Source organism: Nocardia sienata NBRC 100364, assembly GCF_001613205.1.
GTDB lineage: Bacteria > Actinomycetota > Actinomycetes > Mycobacteriales > Mycobacteriaceae > Nocardia > Nocardia sienata.
In genome coordinates, this window is sequence record NZ_BDBX01000033.1 from 103,970 (window position 1) to 125,929 (window position 21,960).

Here is a 21,960-nt window from a genome sequence, read left to right on the forward strand (position 1 = left end):
TCGCGAAAGTACGACTCCCGAATGCACGTTCAGTTGTATCGCGCGCCCGGAAAAGGATGCTCGTCGGTCCACGGCTGCGCCGAAGGTTCCCCGACCGCCCTGCGGTGCCCGCCGCGCACCACTGCGAGGAGCGGGTGATCGTGCGGCCACAGCCCGGCTCGGGCACCTCGTGCCTGCCCACGGCCACCGAGTTGCTGTACGCGGTCGGCGGCCGGCGCGCCGAGGGGCCGGTGTGCAGCAACGCGTCGGCACTGTCGGAGTCCTATCGGCTCGAAGCGGGGCTCGCCGGAATCCGGCTGCAATCGCGCCGGCGGACGCTGATCGCCGAGATCGACGCCTGGAGTTCGCGGCATCTGCCCGCACCGACCCCGGGTATTCGCGTCTACGAACGCACCCTCGGTGAACTGATCGATGTGATCGCCGCCGGCGCCGCTCGCGCGTTCCATCTGTTGCGGCACGACGATCCGTCCGGTGAGCTCATGCACTTCGAATGGACCCGCCTCGCGGAGTTGCAGCTCATCTACCGCGATCTGGTGCACGATATCGAGAGCGGCCGCTGCTGTCTCCCGAGCGAACAGCACCTGCGGGTGGTCGGCGAGCGGATGCCGTACCAGTTGCCCGTCGGCACAGGAGAGTCGAATTGAGTGGAGTGGACCGGGATATTTCCACCGGACTGGGCACGCTCCACGTCCGGATCACCGGGGCGGGGCCGGCGATGCTGCTGTGGCCCAGCCTGCTGATGGACCACGCGCTCTGGGACGGCCAGGTCGCCTATTTCTCCGCGCGGTTCACCACCGTCGCCATCGACCCACCGGGCCACGGCGCGAGCACCCCGCTGGACCGGCCGTTCACTTTCGGGGAATGCGCACAGGCCCTGCTCCAGGTGCTCGACACCCTCGAGATCGACCGCGCACACATCGTGGGTAATTCCTGGGGCGCCATGACCGGCACCACCTTCAGCGCGCTCTACCCGGAGCGGGTGCTGACGGCCGTCCTCATGAACGGCACCGCCTCACCGGCGGGGACACGGCAGCGCCTCGAATACGGCGCCCTGCTCGCACTCGCGCGCATGCTGGGTGGGTTCCGAGGACCGCTCGTGCACGCCGCGCTCTCCGCCTTCCTGGGTCCGGAGACGATGCGGAACCGGCCGGAGGTGGTCGAGCAGGTGCGGCGCACGGTGCGCGCCAACGATATCGGGTCGGCGGCGCACGCGGTGCGCAGCGTGGTCATCCGCCGTCCGGACCAGCGCGAACTCGCCGCCTCCATCCGCACACCCACACTGGTGGTCGGCGGCCGGCAGGATTCGACCTTCCCGCCCGTCGAGGTCGAAGAGATGGCGCGCGCCATCCCCGGTGCCGAGCTGTCGTTCGTGGAGGACGCCGCCCATCTGGTGGCCCTCGAAGTACCGGACGTGGTGAACGCCCTCATCGACGACTTCCTCCGGCGCCACGCACCACACTGCTGACCCCCGGGCGGGTTCGTCCTCGCACCTGCGGCCGAAGTTTCGACGAGTGGACGCCGTCGCTCGGCACCCCGCGTGTCGGCGGCACGGGCGTTCCACGGCCGGCACGGCACGCCGCCGGCGTTCGAGGGTCATCGGCGGTCGGCCGTCCCGGTATTCGCGATGCGCCCGCGCTGGGCCTTGTGGATAAGCCCCCGCGCCGCCTCCCCTGTCACCGACTGCCCGGCCAGCGCATCGAACGCCCGCCCGTACACATCGATTTCGCGCGGCTGGGTGATGGTGAGCTCGGCGGCGGTCCCCTCGACCATGACCAGCCGGTTGTCGAACATGGCGAAATTCGTGGACACCACCAGCGCTTCGGCGGTGAACGGAACGATTCCGATGGTCACGCGGGGCATACCGATGAGAGAGGACAACCGGTCGAGCTGGCCGATCATCACCGCATCGTCACCGACCGTGGTGTAGAGGGCCTGCTCGGCGATGAGGAAGTGGAACAGATGGTCGCGCTGGTACAGGATGCGCTGCCGTTCCATCCGCTTGGACACAGCGTTCTCGACATCGTCGGGGATGCGGTGGAATTCGATCCCGCGGCGCAGTTTGGCGGCCGCGTACTCCGCTGTCTGGAGCAGCCCGGGCACGATCTGCGGCTGGAAATCACGGATATGGGTGGCCGCCGCCTCCAATTTCAGCGATTTCTGCTGTCGGCGACCGAGACCGGTGCCGAGGATCTTGCGCCACTCGAGGTAGGCCACCTCGATGGTGTTCGAGGTGGCCAGCAGGTCCGGTAGCTGGTCCTCGGCGCCGCAGTGGCGGCAGTACGCGCGGATATCGTCGGCGGAGGGTCTGATCCGGGCGAACTCGATCTTGCTCACTTTGGATTCGTGCCAGCCACAGAGCTGCGCGAGTCTGCGGTTGGTGAGGCCGGCCTGGCGCCGCAACTCCCGCAATCGTGCCCCGAGAGCTTCGCGCGCGTCGTGCACTTCGTTCATCTGTCGACATATTCCGTGTAGGGCGTTGCCATGTCCCAGAGCCGGTGCTTCACGCGCCGGGCGTACTGGATGATCCCCCGGTCGGTCGTCACCGCGAGACCGGCGGGTTTGCTGTGCTCGTCGACCAGGTTGTAGACAACGCGATCGTCATCGATCAGCCACCAGTCGTCCGAGGGCACGTCGCCGGCCAGATGCCGCGGGACGTACCGGATATCCTCGCCCGCGTCGGTATTGGTGCCGGTCACCGAGAGCAACCAGCGGTGATAGTCGCTGTGCGGCACCGACACCACGCGGACCCTCCGTACCGTGACGCCCCGGCCGGTCGTCTCCCGGATCAGCGTGTTCCACCGCGTCTTCTGATCGTCCGGTAGCGCGGGCCGGCCGTCCAGGAAGCGACCGAGCCGGCCGGTTTCGGCCGGGACGGCGTAGACGTCGCGGACTTCGAGATGGAATGCCTCGGAGACGCATTCGCGGAAGAGCGCGGTCCAGTCCGGCGGCTCATGCGGAAGATAGCGCACCGTAGAACGTCCTTCTGGTCTTCGGGACCTCGATCGCGACCTCGTCGGGTGCCAGATCGAGCTGCTCCAAGATCTCACGCTCGGCGACCGGACGGCCGGCGAGTGTGAACGTTCCCCGGCCGGTATCCTGCATGGGCGCGCCGATGAAGGTGTCGGGTTCGGCGTAACCGAGCAGTAGATGCGGGATCTCGACGGTCGCCGGTCTGTCCGTCTCCCATCCCTGCACCAGATAGCTTCCCTGATCGGTCGTGTACAGACTGGGGCATCCACCGAGATCCGAGCCCCCCTTACCGAGAAACCGCAGACGCATACTTCAACCCCTGTTCGATGGTTAGCACGAGTTTTCCCGCACTCCGTACATGATGCACTTCTCCGCTGTGACGGGGAAAAGAGCGCAGCGTAGTTGTGCAAACTTGTGCTCACTGCTCGCCATGATCGGTCTGGACTCCTTAACGTCGAATCAACCGTCGCGCCCGATAACCGTGCCGGGAACCAGTTGTGCGGGTGGGCCATACGACCAAGGGGTGAGCATGCGATTCGAGGTGAAGGTGAGCAGATACGGGGACCGCTGGCTCATCTGCGCACCTGCGTTCGGCGTCCGGAAGATCGTGGACGAGGAGTCCGCCATCCGGAGCGAGGCGTACCGGCTGATCGCCCGATGCGGCACCGCACCGGGCGATTTCGAGGTCGAACTCGTGCCGGGCGGGGGGCCCGAGGTCGCGACGGTGGGCAACGATGCGTCCGTACCCGGGGAAACCCACGGCCACAACCACTTCGGCCGGGGTGCGTCGGTACACGAGATCCGGGCCGGCCTCCGACGTGCGGACCAACCGCCGCCCGACGACGGCTGCTGACCCGCGCGCAGGAGTTCTAGAGTCATGGCATGGGAATTCGGGACGGCGATCGCGCCGCAGACGTCCGCGACATCGTGGCCGCGCAACTGCCCGACTACCGGATCGACTCGGTAGCGCTACTCGGGGAGGGGGAGGACAACATCGCCTATGAGGTCAATGGCGAGTTGATCGTGCGCTTCGGCAAGGAGCCCGATCCCGAGAGCCGAGCCGCGCGGGTGATCGAGGAAGCCACTCTTCTGGCCACCGTCGCGGAGTTCTCGCCGCTGCCGGTTCCCGAACCCTGTTTCCGGGTCGCCGAGCAGGGTTGCCTCGCGTATTTCGGACTCCCCGGCCGACCGCTGATCGGCCTGCCCGCGGCGCAGCGATCGGCCTATTCGCGGCCGGTCGCTGCTGCGCTCGGTGGATTCCTCGCCGCTCTGCATGCCGCACCCGTCGACCGGATGGCCGACCTGGTGGACACCGACGACCAGCCCGGGCAATTGTGGCTCGAGGAGGCCGCGCGGACCTACGAGCTGGTCGCCGACGCTGTGCCGCGCGGGCACCGCGCGGCGGTGGAGGCGTTCCTCGGAGCGACGCCCGTGGAGGATCGCTACGGCCTGGTGTTCTCCCACAACGATCTGGGAACAGAGCACGTCCTCGTGGACCCGGTTTCGGGAAGCGTCACCGGCGTCATCGATTGGAGCGATGCCGCGCTCGTCGACCCGGCCTATGATTTCGGCCTCATCTATCGCGACCTCGGCCCGGCCGCTCTCGACACGGCGTTGGACAATTACCGGGCCGGTGCCGATGACCTGCGGCCGATCCGGACCCGTGCTGCCTTCTATGCCAGGTGCAGCGTGCTGGAGGATATGGCCTACGGGCTCGAGAACGGGCTGCCCGAATATCTCGACAAGAGCCTTGCCGCGTTGAGGTGGCTGTACCCGACCGCGTGAACCGGCGCGGCCCGGAACGGGAACCGGGCCCGGAATACCGCCCGGGCTCGCCAGTTCCGGAAAACCGACGAATCGCTGTTCACTTTCCGCTATCGTCGCGGTCGCCGGGCGATTGCCCGGTGGGGGTCGGTGGCGTGCACGCGTCGCGGGCCCCGGCTCGGCTCGGCGGTCGTCCTCCGATCGCTTCGTTCCGCAGAGGAGCAGTATGTATCCCGGCGCGCATGTCGATAATTTCCCTGATAAGCCAGCCGTTATCGTCGCCGAGACCGGCAAGACACTGACCTACCGGGAGCTGGAGGACAACTCGGTCCGGCTCGCGCGGCATCTGCACGACGCCGGATTGCGCCGCGGTGACCACCTTGCGTTGCTCTCGGGTAACGACCCGAAGGTCTACGAGGCCTACTGGGCGGCTCTGCGATCGGGGCTTTACATCACCGCCGTGAACCGTCATCTCTCGCCGGCCGAGATCAGCTATATCGTCAACGATTGCGGCGCGAAGGCGCTGATCGCGTCCGCCGGTCTGCGCGAAGCGGCCGAGGCGATCGCCGAGCAGACGCCCGAGGTGAAGATCCGGCTGGCCTTCGGCGGTCCGGTGGCAGGCTACGAGAGTTACGAGGACGCGCTGGCCGCCCAGCCCGCGCAACCGCTGCCCGACCAGCCGCGCGGCGCCGATATGCTCTACTCCTCCGGCACCACCGGGCGGCCCAAGGGCATCAAACAGCCCCTGTCGGACCAGCAGGTCGGTGATCCCCCCGGCGACCCCTACACCGCCGTTTTCGGTCCGCTCTACGGTTTCGACACCGAATCGGTCTATCTATCGCCCGCCCCGCTCTACCACGCCGCACCGCTGCGGTTCGGCGGTGTCGTCCACGCTCTCGGCGGCACCTTGGTCGTGATGGAGCGCTTCGATGCCGAGCAGGCCCTGGCCGCGATCGAGCGCTATCGCGTCACGCACAGCCAGTGGGTTCCCACCATGTTCGTCCGGATGCTGAAACTCGACGAGGCGGTCCGTTCCCGCTACGACATCTCCAGCCTCAAGGTCGCCGTGCACGCCGCCGCGCCCTGCGCCGTCGACGTGAAACGGGCGATGATCCAATGGTGGGGTCCGGTGCTCTACGAGTACTACGCCTCCACCGAGGCCAACGGCGCCACCTTCATCGACAGCGAGCAGTGGCTGCGCAAACCGGGTTCGGTGGGCCCGGCCGGCATGGGCTCGATCCGGGTCTGCGGAGAGGACGGCACGGAACTGCCGGCCGGTGAGATCGGCACGATCTATTTCGAGCGCGACGAACTGCCCTTCGCCTATCACAACGACCCGGCGAAAACCGAGGCGGCGATCCATCCGGACCATCCGACCTGGACCACCACCGGCGATATCGGCTACGTCGACGCCGAAGGCTTCCTGTTCCTCACCGACCGCAAAGCGTTCATGATCATCTCCGGCGGGGTGAACATCTACCCGCAGGAGATCGAGGACGCGCTCGCCCTGCATCCCGCGGTGCTCGATGTCGCCGTGATCGGGATCCCCGACGAGGAGATGGGCGAATCGGTCAAAGCCGTGATCCAACCCGCGCCGGGAGCGGCCCCCGGCCCGGAACTCGCCGCGGAACTACGCGACTACCTGCGCGAGCGCATGGCCCACTACAAGGTGCCGCGCAGTATCGACTTCGCCGACGAACTACCACGTACGCCGACGGGCAAGCTGGTCAAGGGCAAACTCCGCGACCGATACCTCTGAGCGGTCGGCCACACGTGCCGACCGGGGATGTTTGTCCTGCTGCCATCGGGAAACACGGCGGGCAGGAGGACTGTGCGATGACCAACGATGCAGAGAAACGCTGGTCCGACGACGGGAACTTCCGGCGGGCCGTGCGCTACGCGCTCGTCGTGCTCGGGGTCGCGGCGCTGGTCTGCGCGGTCGCCGCCCTCTGGGCGGCCACCGGGCGGTGCCGCGACGCCGACGCACTGCTGTGCGACACCGCCGCCCAGACCGCCGTCCTCTTCGGGCCCGGTCTCGTACTGCTCGCCGGCGGTATCGGCGCCTTCGTGGAAACCATCAGGGTCTGGCGGCGTGGCGGGCCCTGGCCGATATGGCAGGGGGCGGGCTGGTTCCTTTTCCTGATCACGCTGTTCTACCTGGGGATCGGCGCGAGCACCGTCCCCGCGGAGTGACCGGCGACCCGCACCGCCGGGGACATCTGCGGCCCTGGTGAGGGCAACCGCCCGGTAGCCCTGCTATCTCCGCTGCACCTGTGGCAGACTTTCGAGGAATGCTCGGACTACGGCCGCTCGACGACCGTGCGCGGAAGGTGATGCGGGAATTGAGATCGCGATGGACCTGATCGCCATCGAGGGCCGGGTGGCCGCGGATCGACTCGCGGCGCGGGACCGAACACCGGAGACAGAACTCCAGCTGGCCACCACCCTGTGTGAACTCGCCTCGGCCTACCTGGCCACCCAAACCGACGGCTCGGTGCGCAACCGGGTGGCCGGCGCGCTGGAACCCGCACAGGAAGCGGTGATGATCCGGCTGCGCTGGTTCACCTCCGGTCATGTGTCCGCGGTTTTCGCCAACCAGGTCCAGGACACCCTGCGGCTGCTGGAACAGGCCGCCCGCGCCATCGGCCACCGCGAGCTGGCGACCGCCACCATCCGCGATGCCTGCAACGCCTATACCCGGGTGGCGCACGAATATCCGAACGCTGCGGGTGTCTGCGCGGACGGCCTGTCGAAATGCGGTGTGTGGCTGTGCCGGCTGGACCCGGGCGCTGCCGTGGTGGCCACCGACGAGGCGGTCCGCATCCGCGCCACGCTGTTCGAGGCCGATCCGGAGCAGTCCCGGAAATATCTCGCCACCCTCAACACCCTGCTGCGCACCCTGATGGTGGGACGGCAGCGCAAGCAGGCGGTGGCCATGTATCGCGAACGCTATACCGCCCTCACCACCCCGGCCATGGCCTCCCAGCTGCGGAACCTGAAGATCGAAGAGATCGGCTTCACCACCAAAACGCAGGCCGCCCTGCGGAAGCTGGAATGCCGGACCCTCGAACGCGCCGGTTATCTGACCCAGCAGCAGATCCTGTATCAAAGCGCGGGGGATCTGGCCACGATCGAGGAGATCAACTGGCAACTCGCGCTGATCGGGCTGAAACCGCTGGTCGCCGGAGCCATGCCGGACCAGCCGGCCAAGCCGGTGGAGATCGGCTCCTCGTTCGGCGCCTTGAGCGTGCTGTGCTCGGCACCGGATGCGCTCGAGCAGGTGCGCGACGCCATCGTCGCCGCGTTCACCGCGGCCGGTGCCGAACCGGTGGATATCAATACCGCCTACGGCGTGGACAAGGCGCATTGGGGCACCCGGGATCCTCAGCTCAACGCCGCCTCCGAACTCGGTGAGGACATCGTCCTGATCGAGCGGATGTCGGGTAGCTGGATCGCGGTGAAAAGCCTCAAATGGGAGCTGACGCCGGTGGCGAAGAATCCACTGGCGCTCGCCCTTTCACAGCAGTGGCCGGTGATGAGTGTGACGAGTACCGAGAACCTGGCCTACGAGTTGTGCTGGTACGAGCAGGGTTCGGCCACCCAGTACGCGGCACTGGGCCGGCCCGCCGAACCGGTCGCCCTCGACACTCCGCTGGCGCCGTTGGATTTCGGCAAACTCGCCGACTACGGCGCGGATTACGCCTCGGAGACCCAGATCCGTTCCGCGTTCGGAAACGCGACCATGTTCGCCAAACTCACCGAACTCCCGGCCAGTGGTATCCGGCAGGCCGCCGAGGCCCAGCCGCTGGCCGGATACGGTGAACGGGTGCTGTGTTTCCGGGCCGCGGGCACGAAACGCGCGGCTACGGCGGGCCCGGGAAACCGATCACGGGCAATTCCCGAATAAGCCGTAACATCCCGGCTTCGATACCCGAAAAGAATGCCTGGTGAGAGTAGTAGTTTTCGAGACTGAAACGTCTTGCTTTCGCTAATGTCTGGTACCGGAGTACGACGCATTGCCGGGTGACCGCAGTGCCGGGATAGTTGGGTGGTGAGCCGACGGCGATGATGCTGCTCGCGCGCATCCCCGGGAACGAGTTGATCTACTGTGTCCAAGCGGCTGCCTCTCCCCGAGTTCGCATCGACAATCCGTTCCAGACCGAGTCGAACGCGCGGCCGCGTCGGTATCCGGACACGCCTGCTCGCCATTGTGCTCATCACCAGCATCACGCTGGTCACGGTCGGGATCGCCGCAGCGGGCTATCTGGTGAAATCCGGTCGGCAGGCACAGGAATGGGCCGATCTGGCCAGTAGCACCACCACCCCCGCCATCCTGATGGTGCAGGGTCTCGAGGAGGAACGGCGTCTGTCGCTGCTGTATCTGGCGGGCGATCCCGGGGCCGTGGCAGCGCTCGCGGACGCACGCAAGCGCTCCGATATCGCACTGGCCGAGATCACCGCCAAAGGCGATGCCGCCCAGCGGCTCGATCCCGACAACTCGGCCGGCCAGATCGAGGGCTACCGCAAGCTCTTCGAGGCCGTACCGAATCTGCGCGCGGCCATCGACGCGCGCGCGATTCCGCGGGAAGAGGCGTTCGGGTTCTTCAGCTCGGTGATCGACACCATCATCGGGGCGTCGGTGCTGGCGGCCCGGGTCGCACCCGACGCCGGGGTCGGCATCGCGCTCAACTACGGCGTCGAGCCCTTGCGAGCGGCCGAGGCCTTGTCGAAGGCCGACACCCTCGGCGCCGTCGCGGTGACTCTCGGTGAGCTCACCGACGCGCAGCTGGTGGAATTCAACCGGCATGTCGGTGAATTCCGCGGCGAAGTCGCGTACTCCGCCACGGTACTCAAAGGCGACCGCCTGGCCCAGCTGCAGGCCCTCACCGCCTCACCGGCCTGGCAACAGCTGATCGCTGTACAGGACGCCGTCATGTTGCGCGGCTCGGTCTCGGCCGACGAGTCGGAGACCGAGAACTCCACGACCGGGCGCACCGGCACCCGTACCGGTTCCGGCTACAGCAGCGCCGACGAGTCCACCGAGTCCGATATCCCGGCCCTGCCGTCGACCGTCGCGGACTGGCAGCGGGTTTCCGGTGAGGTCGTCGCCGCCCTGCTGAAACTCTGGGAGGGCCAGAGCGCCGACGCCCACGCCATCGGTCGCGCCCAGGGCGCCGACACCGCCAACCGGTCGCTGGTCGGCGGCGCCGCGGTCCTGGGGATCACGGCGCTGGCGTTGCTGGCCGCGCTCGTGCTGGCCAACCGGTTCATCGCCCGGATGCGCCGCCTGCGCGACGAGACCTTGAAACTCGCCGACGAGCGGCTGCCCGACATCATGGACCGGCTCGACCGCGGCGAGAACATCGATTCGGCCGCCGAGGTCGCGCGGCTGGACTTCGGTACCGACGAACTCGGCGAAGTGGCCGATGCGTTCAACCGCGCACAGGTCGCGGCGGTTTCCGCCGCGGTGGCCGAGTCCAAGACCCGCGCCGGCTTCCATACCGTGTTCCTCAATATCGCCCATCGCAACCAGCTGGCCGTCCACCGTCAGCTCGCCCTGCTGGACAAAGCCGAACGTCAGGAAGAGAACGCCGACCAGCTCGAGCTGCTGTTCCAGCTGGACCATCTGGCCACCCGCGCCCGCCGGCACGCCGAGAACCTCATCGTGCTCGGCGGTGAACAGTCGGGCCGCCGCTGGCGCAACCCGGTTCCGCTGTGGGAACTCATTCGCGGCGCGGTCGCGGAGAGCCTGGACTACACCCGGATCCACACCGGACGCGTACCCGATGTGCTGATCGCCGGTAAGGCCGTGGCCGACCTGATCCATCTGCTCGCGGAGCTGATGGACAATGCCACGGCGTTCTCGCCGCCGGAATCCCAGGTCGAGGTCTCGGCCTCCGTCGTGGGCCGCGGGGTCGCGGTCGAGGTCGCCGATCAGGGCCTGGGGATGACCGCGGAGGAGATCGCCGAGCGCAATGCGCTGCTGGCCGAACCACCGGATTTCGGCGTGGCTGCTCTCACCGGCGACACCCGTCTCGGTCTCTTCGTGGTGGCCACCCTGGCGGCCCGCCACGGTGTCACCGTGCGTCTGACGGATTCGGTGTACGGCGGCATCAAGGCGATCGCGCTGATCCCCAACGCGCTCACCGAATCCGGCGGCCCGGCCCGGCCCGGCCGTCCGGCCCTCGAGGCCGCCGCGGCGGCGGCCCCCGCGACCCCCACCAACGTGCCCGCGCAGCAGATCACCGCCCCCGCGTCGCCCGGGCCCGCCGATTCGCAACCGCTGACCGCGATCTCCCGGCCCCGCCCGGTCGAGGGCGCTCGCCCGGCCCTGCCGCGCCGCCAGCGGCAGTCCGCCGAGGCGGATACGGGGGTCATCCCGGTCGTCGACATGCCGCGTACCCGCACGCCCGAGCAGGCCCGGAACCTGATGGCCGCCATCGAGAGCGGCTCCCGGTCCGGCCGCCGCCCCGATACCGACTCGCCCACAACCGATCACACTCCAGAAGAAGGCAACGATGACCACTCCCCCGCGCACTGACCTGAGCTGGCTGCTGGAAGAACTGGTGAGCGGGTTGCCGGACGCAGAATCCGCGGTACTACTGTCCACCGACGGTCTACTGATGGGCCATTCGGCGGGTCTGGACCGCACCGAGGCCGAACGGTTCGCCGCGATGGCCTCGGCCTTCCACAGCCTGGCCCGCAGCGCGGGTAGCCATTTCAAAGCCGGCGGCGTATGCCAGACCGTGGTCGAACTCGACCGCGCGGTCCTGTTCATCACTGCCGCCGGCGGTAACGCCTGCCTGGCGCTACTGGCCACCGAATCCGCGAATATGGGCATGGTCGCGTTCGAGATGAACCGAACCGTCCAGCGGGTCGGCAGCCATCTCGCCGTCGACTCGCGCCCGCGGCCGAACGGAGCGAGACAGCCGTGAACGGGCCGCGCGAACCCTGGGAGGAAGAGGAAGCCGGTCCGGTCGCACGGCTCTATGCGATGACCGGCGGCCGGGGTCGCACCGCGCGAACCGAACTCACTCTCGACACCATGGTCGTCGACGTAGGAGCCGGCTTCGCGCCGCGGCGCACCGATCCCGAATATGTCGAGATCATCCGATTCTGCCGGGTACCGCAATCGGTGGCGGAGGTCTCGGCGCAGCTGCGAATTCCGCTGGCCATGACCAAAGTCCTCATCGGGGATCTGATCGATGACGGCAGGCTGGCCGTGCGGGCTCCCGCCGAGACCACCGACAGCGCACCCGATCTGGGTCTGCTGCGGACCATCGCGAACAGCCTGCGGGGTGGTTGAAACGACTACCGCGCTCGCCACGACCCGGGCCCGGCACCCCGGATTTCGAACGATCGCCCTTTAACATTTCGGCGGCTTCTGTAGCCGTGCTCACACCGATACTCTGAGCCCCACTCGGTGAGACCGGTCTCCGGTAGGCGCCCGGCTTTCGCTATCGTCTCCGACGAGAGCTGATGCATTGCCGGAGAACGGCAATGCCGAGAACATTGGGTGACGCGCCGGTCACCGCGGTGTCGCACCGGCGCACGCCCGGAACGGGTTGATCTATCGTGGCTGTTCGGCGGCTTCTGCCCGAGGCACTGGTGCGGGCGTTCCGTTCCGGCGCAGACGCGACTCGGGGCCGGCTGGGTATCCGCGCCCGGCTCCTGTCGATCGTGCTGATCACCAGCGTCACCTTGGTCGTCGTCGGCGTCGGCGCCGCCGGATATCTGGTCAAAACCAGTGTCGCCGCGACAATCTGGGCCAATCTCATCAGTGGCACCACCACGCCGGTGATCTCTATGGTGCAGACCTTCGAAGAGGAGCGGCGGCTGTCACTGCTGTATCTGGCGGGCGATCCGGATGCGGCGAACAAGCTGGTAGAGGCACGAAAGCGCGCCGATACCGCGCTCGCGGCGGTGATCGCCAAGGGCGAGGCGGCCCAGCGCCTGAACCCGGACGGATCGGCCGCCGAGCTCGAAACCTTCCGCCCGCTCTACAACCGGGTACCCGGCGTGCGCACCGCGATCGACTCGCGCGCGATGCCGCACGCCGAGGCGTTCGAATTCTTCAGCACCGTGATCGGCACGATCCCCAAGGCATCGCTGGTCGCGGCCCGGGTTGCGCCCGACGCCAAACTCGGTATCGCCCTCGGCTACGGCGTCGAGCCGCTGCGTGCCGCCGAGGCACTCTCCCAGGCCGACACGCTCGGTGCCGTCGCCCTGACCCGCGGCACACTCACCACCGAGGAACTGCTCGAGTTCACCCGCTACACCGGCGAAGTCCGCTCGCAGATGGCCTATTCCGCCACGGTGCTGACCGGACCGCGGCTCGCCCAGCTGCAAACCATCACGGATTCACCGGACTGGCAGCAGGTGACCGCCATGCAGGACGCACTCATCCTGCGCGGGCCGGTTCCCGCCGCAGACTCCGGTACGGACGCTTCCGATACCGATTACGACTACGAGCAGTCCAGCGAAACCGAGCCCGCTCCGCTACCGATGACAGTGCCCGCGTGGCAGGATGCCTCGGTGCGGCTGAGCGCGGCTCTGTTGAGCCTGTGGGAGAACCAGAGTCGCGATGCCCATGCCATCGCCCGGTCCGAGGGTACCGATACCGCGGGAATTTCCCTGGTCGGCGGCATTGTGGTGCTGATCGTGACGGCGGTGGCGCTGCTGGCCGCGCTCATCGGCGCGAACCGGTTCATCGCGCGGATGCGCCGCCTGCGCGACGATACCCTGGAACTGGCCGACGTGCGGCTGCCCGACCTCATGCGCCGACTCGACGACGGGGCCGAGATCGATACCGCCGCGGAAGTGGCACACCTGGACTTCGGCACCGACGAACTCGGCGAAGTGGCCGACGCGTTCAACCGCGCGCAGGTCGCGGCGGTTTCCGCCGCGGTGGCCGAGTCGAAGACCCGCGCGGGTTTCCGCACGGTGTTCCTCAATATCGCCCACCGCAACCAGCTGGCCGTGCACCGCCAGCTGGCCCTGCTGGACAAGGCCGAGCGTCAGGAGGAGAACGCCGACCAGCTCGAACTCCTCTTCGAATTGGACCATTTGGCCACCCGGGCCCGCCGCCACGCCGAGAATCTCATCGTGCTCGGCGGCGAGCAGCCGGGCCGCCGCTGGCGCAAACCGGTTCCACTGTGGGATCTGATCCGGGGCGCCGCGGCGGAGAGCCAGGACTACACCCGCATCCACACCGGCCAGATACCCGATCTGTCGATCACCGGTCCGGCCACCGCCGACCTCATCCACCTGCTCGCGGAGCTGATGGAGAACGCCACCACCTTCTCGCCGCCGGAATCCCGCGTCGAGGTATCGGCCGCCGTCGTCGGACGCGGTGTGGCGGTCGAGGTCGCCGACCGCGGTCTGGGGATGACCGCGGAGGAGATCACCGAGCGCAACGACCTGCTGGCCGAACCACCGGATTTCGGCGTGGCGGCTCTCACCGGCGATACCCGTCTCGGCCTGTTCGTGGTGGCCACCCTGGCGGCCCGCCACGGGGTCTCGGTACGGCTGGCGGATTCGGTCTACGGCGGGATCAAGGCCGTGGTGGTGATCCCGGCCGCGCTCATCGAGACGGCGGGCACCCCCGAACCGCCCGCCGAGCCCGCCCGCGCCGCGGTGACCACTGCCGCTTCCCACAGCACCGCCCCGCCGCAGGACACCTCCGCGTCACCGGTCGCCACCGCACCGGCACCCGGTGACGGCACCCGTCCCGCGCTCCCGCGCCGACGCCGACAGTCTGCCGAACCAGAAGCCACGGAAGCGCCGGTCACCGAGGAGACCCCGCGGGCGCGCACACCGGAACAGGCTCGCAATCTGATGGCCGCCATCGAAGGCGGCACCCGGTCCGGACGCCACCCGCGTCCCGATTCGACCGCGGCCGATCGGCCCCGACAGGAAGGCGACGATGACAACTCCTCCGCGCACTGACCTGAGCTGGCTGCTGGAAGAACTGGTGAGCGGGTTGCCGGACGCCGAATCCGCGGTCCTGCTGTCCACCGACGGGCTGTTGATGGGACGCTCGGCGGGTCTGGATCAGACCGAGGCCGAACGGTTCGCCGCGATGGCCTCGGCCTTCCACAGCCTGGCCCGCAGCGCGGGTAGCCATTTCAAAGCCGGCGGCGTATGCCAGACCGTGGTCGAACTCGACCGCGCGGTGCTGTTCATCACCGCCGCGGGCGCCAATGCGTGTCTGGCGCTCTGGCCACCGAATCCGCGAATATGGGCATGGTCGCGTTCGAGATGAACCGAACCGTCCAGCGGGTCGGCAGCCATCTCGCCGTCGACTCGCGCCCGCACACGAACGGCGCGCCGCAACCGTGAGCGGCCCGCACGACGACTGGGACGAGGAGGACGCCGGCCCCGTCGTACGCCTCTACGCGGTGACCCGGGGCCGCGGCCGCACATCACGTAGCGACCTCACCCTGGACACCATGGTGGTCGACGCATCGCCCGGGCTGGCCTCACGGCGGACCGAACCCGAGTACGTCGCTATCGTCGGCCTGTGCCGGGTGGCGCAATCGGTGGCGGAGGTGTCGGCGCAACTGCACGTTCCGCTCGCGCTGACCAAGGTCCTCATCGGTGATCTCGTCGACGACGGCCGCCTGCTGGTCCGCGCTCCGGCCGAGACCGGCGACAACGCCGATCTCGGCCTCCTGCGGACCATCGCGAACAGTCTGCGCGGCGGCTGAACCGAACCGATCAGGTCAGCCGGGCGGCCAGCCGTTCGGCGTTCATATGGGCGATCGCCTCGATCGACACCATCGGGTTGACCCCTGAGGATGTCGGGAAGCAGGACGCGTCGGCGACGACGATGTTCTTCACGTCCCAGGTGGCGCCGTCCGGGTCGGTCGCCGAGATCTCCGGCGAACCGCCCATGCGTGCCGAGCCCATGATGTGCAGGGCGCCGAGCGCACACCGGCCGGGCCCATAGCCCGCGGTGCGGCAGGCGGCGGAGAACTCCGCGTGCGACCCCCGGACACCGGGTTCGTAGGAGATCCCGGCCTGGTGCCCGGAGAAGATCCGGCGCGCCCCGGCGGCTTCGAGAATGCTCGCCGCGCCCTCGATCCCGGTGTGCAGATGCCCGGCATCGTAGTCGGAGATGCGGTAGTCGACGGTGGGGTGCCCGTCACGGTCCACCTTCACCACCCCGGAATCACGATCGCGGGTGATGATGCCGATCGCGTTCGAGCGGCCGAAGTCCAGCATATTGGTGCGATGGTTCGCGGCGCCGCGCCAGCTCATGAACCCGGTCGACAGCCCCGGATGCAGCGGCCCGGTCTCGTAGATGACCCCGTATCCGTTGCCGTCGAGGTCCGCGTGCCGACGGCAGATGCGGGTCTGCAATCCGCCCTCCCAGGGCCGGATCTCCTCGTCGAACACTCCGAACACCGCCGCGGCCGGATGCAGCCGCAGATAACGGCCGATGTTCTTGTTCGCCAGCCCCGAGCGCTTCAGCAGCGCCGGGGTCTGGATCGCGCCCGCCGCGACCACCACGGCCCGGGCCCGGATCTCGAATTCGACACCCGTCGTGGTGCGCGCCGACACCGATTCGGCCCTGCCCCCGCGGACCGCGATCCGCCGCACATCGGCGTCGACGATCAACCGCGCACCCCGCGCGGCGGCATCGGCCAGCCACGTCTTGGTGACCGACTGTTTGGCTCCCACCCGGCAGCCGTTGCCGCACCGGCCGCATTCCACCCCGGCGTCGCAGGCGTCGGTCACATTGCGGGGCAGCGGGTCCACCGCCCAGCCCAGCGCCCCGGCACCGCGTTCCAGCACCCCGTCGCGCGCCGAGAGGATCGAGCGGCGTTCGTTGACCCCGAGCCGGCGCACCACCGCGTCCAACGACTCGCTGAACTCGGCCTCGCCGAACTGCTTCGCGCCGACCTCGGCCCACTCCGCGCGCACGGTATCGGGTGTAGCCAGCGAGGTACTCCAGTTGACGACGGTCCCGCCGCCCAGACACGTCCCCGCGACCAGAGTGATCTGCCCTGCGGCCGACGCGGAGGGACCCGGCGCGTACAGCTGCTGCAGACCCGCGAGTTCCCCCGCGCCGAAATCCTTGTCGTCGTAGTAACCGCCGCGTTCGACGACGATCACGTCGAGTCCCGCTTCGGCGAGTACGGCGGCCGCCGTCCCGCCGCCCGCACCCGAACCGACGATCACCACATCGCAGGTGAGTGTGCCGGGTTCGGTGATCCGCTGCGGCGCCAGCGCGGGCCGCGGCGCGGTCTGCAGCGGTCCGGGCGGCCCCGGGTAGCCGATCTCCTTCCACAGCGGGTGGAATCCGGTGGGCCCCGGCGTGACGTTGTAGGCGAGCAGCGACGCCTGTTTGAGCGCCTGGAAAACCGCCCGGACCGCACCGATACGGGAGTCACCGAGCCGCAGCAGCGCCCGCTCCCGCTGCTCCTGTGACAGCTTCGAGAATCGCCGCGGCCCGCGCCCGGTGAGCAGACCGGTCACGGGGGAATCCCATACATCCAGCAGCGTCGCCAGCTGCTTGCCCTCGGCCGCCCGGGGATTACGCCCCAGCAGTTCGAATACCGTTTCCACGGCGCCGATTTCGGTCGCCGACGGCATCGTCAATCCGTCCCCCGGCACGAACGTATCGCAGATCGTCCCGAGCGCGGCACGTTGCTTGGCAGTCGCCTTCATACCCATCCGCCTTTCAGATTGCCGAAGTTCTATCACGGAGTGTGAATCACCGCTTACAAAAGCGGATAAAATCCGCCGTGGATACGGCAAATATTCCAGAACACCGATTTACTTCGACGGGCGGCCGATCACCCTCGTGTACTCCGGCATCCGGGGAAGATCCCAGCGGGTCGCCCCGGATGCTCCCCCGATCGACCCGGGCGGCGGCGGTCGGCGGTCCGGACCACCGCTCGTCAGTGAGGGTCGGCGATCCGGGCCAGTACGATTCCGCAGACGATCATCGACAGTCCCAGCACCCGGCCCGCGCTCAGCGGATCCTTGTCGACGATCACACCGAGGCCGATGGCGCCGAGTGCGCCGATGCCGGTGAACACGGCATAGGCGGTGCCGACGGGCAGGGTTCGCATCGCATACGAGAGAAGGTATACAGCGACCGCGGCGAGCCCGAAGCAGAGCAGCGTGGGCAACGGCCGGGTAAAGTTCTGCGTCGGCTTGATGCTCTGCGACCAGGCGATCTCGACCGCTCCCGCCAGAGCGAGTACGAGCCAGCTCATTTCAGTATTCCTTGCCGAGTTCGTGGGCGGTGTCGAGGGCGAGCGCATACGACGCGTCATGGTCGTCGCGCAACCACGCCAGCGCCGGATCCTGCCGCGAGTTGGCCAGCTCGGCGTTGATGAAAACCGTGTCGTACACGGCGAAATGGCCCGCGAAGAAATCGCGGAGATAGCTCTCCTGGTAGTCGAAGGCGGCCTTGGGCGTGCCAGGCGAGTAGGCGCCGCCGCGGGCGGTGGCCACCACGAAACGGCGCGGCGCCAGCGACATTCGCGGAAAGGTCACCTGATCGAGCCACGCCTTGAGCGCCGCCGGAACGGAATAGTTGTACATCGGGGTGCCGATGAGCACGATGTCGGCGGCGAGCAGTTCGGTCAGCAGCGGCTCGACGACCCCCCACGCCGCGACCTGGGCGGGTGTACGCGCGAGCATGGCGAGCCGATCGAGGTCGGTGGCTCCCGCGGCGAGAACCGCATCGCAGATCTCGGTCCAGCCGGTATCGATGAACGGCACCGGATCGGCCGCCAGATCCCGGTACACATAACCGGCGCCGGGATGTGCGGCGCGCCAGGATCCGGCGAACGCTGCGCTCACCTCTCTGCTGATCGAACGGGTGCGCGCACTCGCATCCAGGTGCAGAAGAGTGGACATGATCAAACCTCCAACCAAGTGGACAGTGCGTCCACTTGGTTGATCGTAAGGCGAACTGGACGTAATGTCCACTTATTGCGTTATGGTGCCGACATGGATATTCGCGTCGACCTGCTCACGACACAGGCGGCCGGTGGCGGCGAACGAGCGGACGCAGCGCGCAACCGGGCCAAGATCCTCGCCGCGGCGGCCGAACTGTTCACCCTCCGCGATCCGCGCGCGGTCACCATGGACGACATCGCGAAGGCGGCCGGTGTGGGGCGCGGCACGCTGTATCGCCGCTATCCGGATGTCGGCGCCATCGCGATGGCACTGCTGGACGACCATGAACGAGAACTCCAGGCGCAGTTGCTCGGTGGGTCACCACCTTTGGGACCGGGCGCACCGCCGGCGGAACGGCTGGCCGCCTTCTATGCCGCCATGGTGGGACTGCTCGATGCGCATGCCGATCTCGTACTGGGTGCGGAGAGCGGTGAAGCGCGGTTCGCCACCGGCGCGTACGGGTTCTGGTCGGCGCATGTGCGGGCCCTGCTGGTGACGGCCGGAGTAGCGCGACCCGATTCGCTCGTCGACGTCCTACTCGCTCCCGTGGCCGTGGAGGTCTATCGGCATCAGCGCGAGCGGGGCCTGAGTTCCACGCAGATCACCACCGCGCTCGCCGACCTCGCCCACGCCGTCATCGCGTCTGCTGCCGGTTGATCCACGCGCCTCGCACGCCTTATCCTGCACCTGCGACGCGGCACAGGCCGGCTTCGGTCACCGGAGGTGGCGGCGCGGCCGGCGCGCACTCGACGCTCGCACCTCAGAAGAGCGTCATGGGTTCGGCATCCGCCGGGTCCGGCAAGAGCTCGAGTTCGGGCACCAGGGAACGGACATCGTCGTGGAACCGGCGCGCGAGGTCCCGGGACGAAGCATTGTCGGGAGTATGCAGGAATACCGTCGGCGACCGCCCCTCGCGCAGCCATTCGGCAGTCCGCACGACCCACGGCCGCCAGCCCGCGACCGTGACCGCGTGGTCGTCGCGACCGTGGTATCGGACGATCGGCGCGCCTGTCAGCGCCTTCATCCGGCGCGGCAACCGGGGCTTCTTGGATCGGGCCTCGAATTCGGCCGGACTCGCGGCGGGCGCGCCGAACAGCACGGTGGTGTCGAATGGCACCCATTCGGCATCGACCCGGCCCAGCACCCGCTCGAGCTGCGCTGCGGCACCCTCCTCGGCGAAGAACTCCGGATGCCGCACCTCCACCGCGAGCGGCAGCTCCGCGGGCAGCCTCCGGAAGAACATCGCCAACGCACCCAGATCCGCGGGACCGAACGAGGACGGCAGCTGCACCCACAGCGCGTGCATCCGGGACCCCAGCGGTTCCATCGTGTGCAGGAACTGCCGCAGTTCGGCATCCACACCGGAGAGCCGACGCTCATGGGTGAGGGTTTTCGGCAGTTTGATCACGAACCGGAAATCGGGATCGGTCTGGTTCGCCCAGTTCTCCACGGTCCGCCGGGCCGGAACCGCGTAGAACGTCGTATTTCCCTCCACCGCGTTGCACCACTGCGCATAGCCGCGCAGTTTGTCACCGCGGACCGGCCATGCGGTATGCGTCCACATGGCGCAGCCGACGTAGAGCCTCAACGCTTCAGCCCGTGCATCCCCGCCACGATCTTCTCGATCACCGACGCCGGCACCAACCGCCGCAGCAGAAAGACGATCGGCGCGCGACTCCCTCTGGCGTACAGCGGTTTCGGCCTGTCCGCATCGATCGCCCGCAGAATCGTCCCGGCCACCTGTTCCGGCGAGATCCCCGCCTTCTCGTTGCGGTCGAGGTGCGTGATCATCGTGTCGAAGTCCGCTTTGTACACCGAGTCCGGCGCGATGTACTTCGTGCGCCGCTCTCCGATCCCGGTCGCGATGGATCCCGGTTCCACGGTGCTGATCCACACCCCGAACGGCGCCGTCTCCAGCCGCGCCGCATCCGCGAACCCTTTGATCGCCGCCTTCGCCGCCACATACGACGACCGATATGCCAGCGGGAAACTCGCCAGCATCGACCCCACCATGACGATCCGCCCGTACCCCCGCTCCCGCATCCCCGGCAGCACCAGCTGCGCCAGCCGGACCGCCCCGAAAACATTCAACTGGAACAATCGCTCGATCGCCTCGATCGGTAGTTCCTCGACAGGACCCGACTGGCTCTCCCCCGCATTGTTGACCAGCACATCCACCGGCCCCAGGTCGGCGCCGAACCGCTCGATCCCCGCCTGATCGGTCAGATCGAGCGCGCGATACTCCACCCCCGCCACCCGCGCCGAGTCCGCGATCGTCTCCGGGTTCCGGCTGGTCCCGATCACCCGGTAGCCCCGCCGCACCAGCAGCGCGGCAGTAGCCCGGCCGATCCCCGAGGACGCTCCGGTCACCAGCGCGGTCTTGGTCATACAACACCTGTCCTCGACGATCCGTGGTCAACCGGGTGGGATCACCCGATTCGCCAATCTAACGGACTCGCGCGAACGGCGGGCGGATGCCGCCGACGCCCGGAATCACCGCGGCACCGTATCGGGCGCTGTGGTACTCGACCTGCAGCTCTTCGAAGTCGACTCGATCCTGATCTCGGCAGTGGATGCGTCGGTGCTGCCTCCTCAGCTACCGGCCATGCGCTTCAGTCCGGCCAAGGTCGATGCCTGGTACTCCGCAGACCCGGGGTCGATCCGCCCGGCCATGGGATGATTCCCGTACTTCCGGCATTCCCGCAGCGTATCCAATGCTGCCCAACCCATATCGGCCGCGCCGTCGCCGATCTCGTACTGCCGCTCGCTGGACGACCCGACCCGGTCGCGAAACATCGGGACTTCACATCGGTCGCGCGCTGCGGCCGGTGGGGACATACTTCACCTCGTCACGACATGATCATGAAAGGTGTCACGACATGGGTGCTCCCACCGCGCTGGTGCTGTTCGCCGCGGGCCTGTTGTTCTTGACCGCGCTCGGTCTCGGAGTCTGGAAATGGCAGGCCATGGTCGGTTCGCCCGACGGTGTGGCTCACCCGTATGTGGACATAGCACACCGGTCCGCCCTGCTGTACTCGTTCGCGACCGCCATGATCGCGCTCTTCGTCGAATTCTCGGCGTGGCCGGCGGCGGTCGACGCGACCGCCGCCGGGCTCCTGGTGCTTATGTTCGTGATCACCATCGCGAACTATGTCAGGCACGGCATCCTGCGCGACACCACGAACCAGATGCACAATCCGCCGCCGTCGTTCCGCTTCGTGCTGGTGGCCCTGATCGTCGGCGAGATCGGCGGCTTCGCCGTGCTGCTCGCCGGGTTCGCCGCCGGTCAGCTCTTCTGAGCGGGCT

The 21,960-nt window shown here is 68.1% G+C and carries 24 protein-coding genes; 15 read left to right on the plus strand and 9 right to left on the minus strand.

Annotation, left to right across the window (positions count from 1 at the left end):
* Window positions 1-134: 134 nt before the first annotated feature.
* Both NS4_RS33450 and NS4_RS18555 read left to right on the plus strand, forming a co-directional pair.
* The gene (locus NS4_RS33450) at window positions 135-644 is read left to right on the plus strand and encodes a hypothetical protein (protein ID WP_245665515.1); all 510 of its coding nucleotides are present in this window, start codon (window positions 135-137) and stop codon (window positions 642-644) included.
* A complete protein-coding gene (locus NS4_RS18555; protein WP_063060781.1) occupies window positions 641-1,465 on the plus strand; it encodes an alpha/beta fold hydrolase in 825 nt (274 codons plus the stop codon). Before NS4_RS33450 ends, NS4_RS18555 begins: the two co-directional genes overlap by 4 nt.
* A 128-nt stretch (window positions 1,466-1,593) precedes the next feature.
* Here the strand turns inward: NS4_RS18555 and NS4_RS18560 are convergent, their stop codons facing one another.
* Genes NS4_RS18560 through NS4_RS18570 form a run of 3 tightly spaced genes read right to left on the minus strand, consistent with a single transcriptional unit; the run spans window position 1,594 to window position 3,279 of the window.
* A complete protein-coding gene (locus NS4_RS18560) occupies window positions 1,594-2,451 on the minus strand; it encodes a helix-turn-helix domain-containing protein (protein ID WP_063060782.1) in 858 nt (285 codons plus the stop codon).
* On the minus strand, window positions 2,448-2,969 hold the full coding sequence (locus NS4_RS18565) for a DUF6879 family protein (RefSeq protein WP_063060783.1): 522 nt from the start codon (window positions 2,967-2,969) through the stop codon (window positions 2,448-2,450). The genes NS4_RS18560 and NS4_RS18565 overlap by 4 nt, the downstream gene beginning before the upstream one ends.
* Window positions 2,950-3,279: a hypothetical protein gene (locus tag NS4_RS18570; RefSeq protein WP_063060784.1), complete on the minus strand. Its 330-nt coding sequence runs from the start codon at window positions 3,277-3,279 to the stop codon at window positions 2,950-2,952. Before NS4_RS18570 ends, NS4_RS18565 begins: the two co-directional genes overlap by 20 nt.
* Before the next feature lie 214 nt (window positions 3,280-3,493).
* Here NS4_RS18570 and NS4_RS18575 point away from each other — a divergent pair, with 214 nt between their 5' ends.
* The 11 genes from NS4_RS18575 to NS4_RS18625 all read left to right on the plus strand — a co-directional run bounded on the left by NS4_RS18575 (window position 3,494) and on the right by NS4_RS18625 (window position 15,443).
* Window positions 3,494-3,823, plus strand: a complete 330-nt coding sequence (locus tag NS4_RS18575; protein ID WP_157106111.1) for a hypothetical protein — start codon at window positions 3,494-3,496, stop codon at window positions 3,821-3,823.
* A gap of 29 nt (window positions 3,824-3,852) precedes the next feature.
* Complete coding sequence (locus NS4_RS18580) at window positions 3,853-4,755, plus strand: phosphotransferase family protein (RefSeq protein WP_063060786.1); 903 nt, start codon at window positions 3,853-3,855, stop codon at window positions 4,753-4,755.
* 205 nt (window positions 4,756-4,960) lie between these two features.
* The gene (locus NS4_RS18585) at window positions 4,961-6,493 is read left to right on the plus strand and encodes an acyl-CoA synthetase (protein ID WP_063060787.1); all 1,533 of its coding nucleotides are present in this window, start codon (window positions 4,961-4,963) and stop codon (window positions 6,491-6,493) included.
* A 77-nt stretch (window positions 6,494-6,570) separates the two neighbouring features.
* Complete coding sequence (locus NS4_RS18590; protein ID WP_063060788.1) at window positions 6,571-6,927, plus strand: hypothetical protein; 357 nt, start codon at window positions 6,571-6,573, stop codon at window positions 6,925-6,927.
* Between the two features lie 160 nt (window positions 6,928-7,087).
* Window positions 7,088-8,641 carry a hypothetical protein gene (locus NS4_RS18595; RefSeq protein ID WP_063060789.1) on the plus strand — a complete coding sequence of 518 codons (1,554 nt, stop codon included), beginning with the start codon at window positions 7,088-7,090 and terminating at the stop codon, window positions 8,639-8,641.
* Window positions 8,642-8,944: 303 nt separating this feature from the next.
* Complete coding sequence (locus NS4_RS18600) at window positions 8,945-11,275, plus strand: sensor histidine kinase (RefSeq protein ID WP_245665517.1); 2,331 nt, start codon at window positions 8,945-8,947, stop codon at window positions 11,273-11,275.
* On the plus strand, window positions 11,253-11,669 hold the full coding sequence (locus tag NS4_RS18605) for a roadblock/LC7 domain-containing protein (RefSeq protein WP_063060790.1): 417 nt from the start codon (window positions 11,253-11,255) through the stop codon (window positions 11,667-11,669). The genes NS4_RS18600 and NS4_RS18605 overlap by 23 nt, the downstream gene beginning before the upstream one ends.
* Window positions 11,666-12,040 carry a DUF742 domain-containing protein gene (locus tag NS4_RS18610; protein ID WP_063060791.1) on the plus strand — a complete coding sequence of 125 codons (375 nt, stop codon included), beginning with the start codon at window positions 11,666-11,668 and terminating at the stop codon, window positions 12,038-12,040. Before NS4_RS18605 ends, NS4_RS18610 begins: the two co-directional genes overlap by 4 nt.
* A 269-nt stretch (window positions 12,041-12,309) precedes the next feature.
* Window positions 12,310-14,682, plus strand: a complete 2,373-nt coding sequence (locus NS4_RS18615) for a sensor histidine kinase (protein ID WP_084487490.1) — start codon at window positions 12,310-12,312, stop codon at window positions 14,680-14,682.
* On the plus strand, window positions 14,660-14,998 hold the full coding sequence (locus NS4_RS18620) for a roadblock/LC7 domain-containing protein (RefSeq protein WP_369690221.1): 339 nt from the start codon (window positions 14,660-14,662) through the stop codon (window positions 14,996-14,998). The genes NS4_RS18615 and NS4_RS18620 overlap by 23 nt, the downstream gene beginning before the upstream one ends.
* A 73-nt stretch (window positions 14,999-15,071) precedes the next feature.
* Window positions 15,072-15,443, plus strand: coding sequence for a DUF742 domain-containing protein (locus NS4_RS18625; RefSeq protein WP_063060792.1), 372 nt, complete (start codon window positions 15,072-15,074; stop codon window positions 15,441-15,443).
* A 10-nt stretch (window positions 15,444-15,453) separates the two neighbouring features.
* Here NS4_RS18625 and NS4_RS18630 read toward each other — a convergent pair whose 3' ends face one another.
* From NS4_RS18630 to NS4_RS18640, 3 genes are all read right to left on the minus strand, one after another.
* Window positions 15,454-17,409, minus strand: coding sequence for a GMC family oxidoreductase N-terminal domain-containing protein (locus NS4_RS18630; RefSeq protein WP_063060854.1), 1,956 nt, complete (start codon window positions 17,407-17,409; stop codon window positions 15,454-15,456).
* Window positions 17,410-17,642: 233 nt separating this feature from the next.
* The gene (locus NS4_RS18635; RefSeq protein ID WP_063060793.1) at window positions 17,643-17,963 is read right to left on the minus strand and encodes a DMT family transporter; all 321 of its coding nucleotides are present in this window, start codon (window positions 17,961-17,963) and stop codon (window positions 17,643-17,645) included.
* Between the two features lies 1 nt (window position 17,964).
* A complete protein-coding gene (locus tag NS4_RS18640; RefSeq protein WP_063060794.1) occupies window positions 17,965-18,612 on the minus strand; it encodes an FMN-dependent NADH-azoreductase in 648 nt (215 codons plus the stop codon).
* 93 nt (window positions 18,613-18,705) lie between these two features.
* Between NS4_RS18640 and NS4_RS18645 the strand changes: the two genes are divergently transcribed.
* Complete coding sequence (locus tag NS4_RS18645; RefSeq protein ID WP_063060795.1) at window positions 18,706-19,311, plus strand: TetR/AcrR family transcriptional regulator; 606 nt, start codon at window positions 18,706-18,708, stop codon at window positions 19,309-19,311.
* Window positions 19,312-19,414: 103 nt separating this feature from the next.
* On the opposite strand, the gene NS4_RS18650 is transcribed toward NS4_RS18645, so the two are convergent.
* The 3 genes from NS4_RS18650 to NS4_RS32275 all read right to left on the minus strand — a co-directional run bounded on the left by NS4_RS18650 (window position 19,415) and on the right by NS4_RS32275 (window position 21,450).
* Complete coding sequence (locus tag NS4_RS18650) at window positions 19,415-20,242, minus strand: DUF72 domain-containing protein (protein ID WP_245665519.1); 828 nt, start codon at window positions 20,240-20,242, stop codon at window positions 19,415-19,417.
* A complete protein-coding gene (locus NS4_RS18655; protein WP_063060797.1) occupies window positions 20,239-21,042 on the minus strand; it encodes an SDR family oxidoreductase in 804 nt (267 codons plus the stop codon). The genes NS4_RS18650 and NS4_RS18655 overlap by 4 nt, the downstream gene beginning before the upstream one ends.
* 204 nt (window positions 21,043-21,246) lie before the next feature.
* The gene (locus NS4_RS32275) at window positions 21,247-21,450 is read right to left on the minus strand and encodes a hypothetical protein (protein WP_157106112.1); all 204 of its coding nucleotides are present in this window, start codon (window positions 21,448-21,450) and stop codon (window positions 21,247-21,249) included.
* A gap of 83 nt (window positions 21,451-21,533) precedes the next feature.
* Here NS4_RS32275 and NS4_RS18665 point away from each other — a divergent pair, with 83 nt between their 5' ends.
* Window positions 21,534-21,953 (plus strand): hypothetical protein, encoded by a 420-nt coding sequence (locus tag NS4_RS18665; RefSeq protein WP_063060799.1) that lies wholly within the window; start codon window positions 21,534-21,536, stop codon window positions 21,951-21,953.
* Window positions 21,954-21,960 lie beyond the last annotated feature (7 nt).

What these genes read in the sequence shown, in the direction of transcription:
- NS4_RS18560 (WP_063060782.1), bottom strand. Translation starts at nt 2,451, where the DNA reads ATGAACGAAGTGCACGACGCGCGCGAAGCTCTCGGGGCACGATTGCGG.
- NS4_RS18570 (WP_063060784.1), bottom strand. Translation starts at nt 3,279, where the DNA reads ATGCGTCTGCGGTTTCTCGGTAAGGGGGGCTCGGATCTCGGTGGATGC.
- NS4_RS18580 (WP_063060786.1), top strand. Translation starts at nt 3,853, where the DNA reads ATGGGAATTCGGGACGGCGATCGCGCCGCAGACGTCCGCGACATCGTG.
- NS4_RS18585 (WP_063060787.1), top strand. Translation starts at nt 4,961, where the DNA reads ATGTATCCCGGCGCGCATGTCGATAATTTCCCTGATAAGCCAGCCGTT.
- NS4_RS18590 (WP_063060788.1), top strand. Translation starts at nt 6,571, where the DNA reads ATGACCAACGATGCAGAGAAACGCTGGTCCGACGACGGGAACTTCCGG.
- NS4_RS18595 (WP_063060789.1), top strand. Translation starts at nt 7,088, where the DNA reads ATGGACCTGATCGCCATCGAGGGCCGGGTGGCCGCGGATCGACTCGCG.
- NS4_RS18605 (WP_063060790.1), top strand. Translation starts at nt 11,253, where the DNA reads ATGACCACTCCCCCGCGCACTGACCTGAGCTGGCTGCTGGAAGAACTG.
- NS4_RS18620 (WP_369690221.1), top strand. Translation starts at nt 14,660, where the DNA reads ATGACAACTCCTCCGCGCACTGACCTGAGCTGGCTGCTGGAAGAACTG.
- NS4_RS18630 (WP_063060854.1), bottom strand. Translation starts at nt 17,409, where the DNA reads ATGAAGGCGACTGCCAAGCAACGTGCCGCGCTCGGGACGATCTGCGAT.
- NS4_RS18635 (WP_063060793.1), bottom strand. Translation starts at nt 17,963, where the DNA reads ATGAGCTGGCTCGTACTCGCTCTGGCGGGAGCGGTCGAGATCGCCTGG.
- NS4_RS18640 (WP_063060794.1), bottom strand. Translation starts at nt 18,612, where the DNA reads ATGTCCACTCTTCTGCACCTGGATGCGAGTGCGCGCACCCGTTCGATC.
- NS4_RS18645 (WP_063060795.1), top strand. Translation starts at nt 18,706, where the DNA reads ATGGATATTCGCGTCGACCTGCTCACGACACAGGCGGCCGGTGGCGGC.
- NS4_RS18655 (WP_063060797.1), bottom strand. Translation starts at nt 21,042, where the DNA reads ATGACCAAGACCGCGCTGGTGACCGGAGCGTCCTCGGGGATCGGCCGG.
- NS4_RS32275 (WP_157106112.1), bottom strand. Translation starts at nt 21,450, where the DNA reads ATGTTTCGCGACCGGGTCGGGTCGTCCAGCGAGCGGCAGTACGAGATC.
- NS4_RS18665 (WP_063060799.1), top strand. Translation starts at nt 21,534, where the DNA reads ATGGGTGCTCCCACCGCGCTGGTGCTGTTCGCCGCGGGCCTGTTGTTC.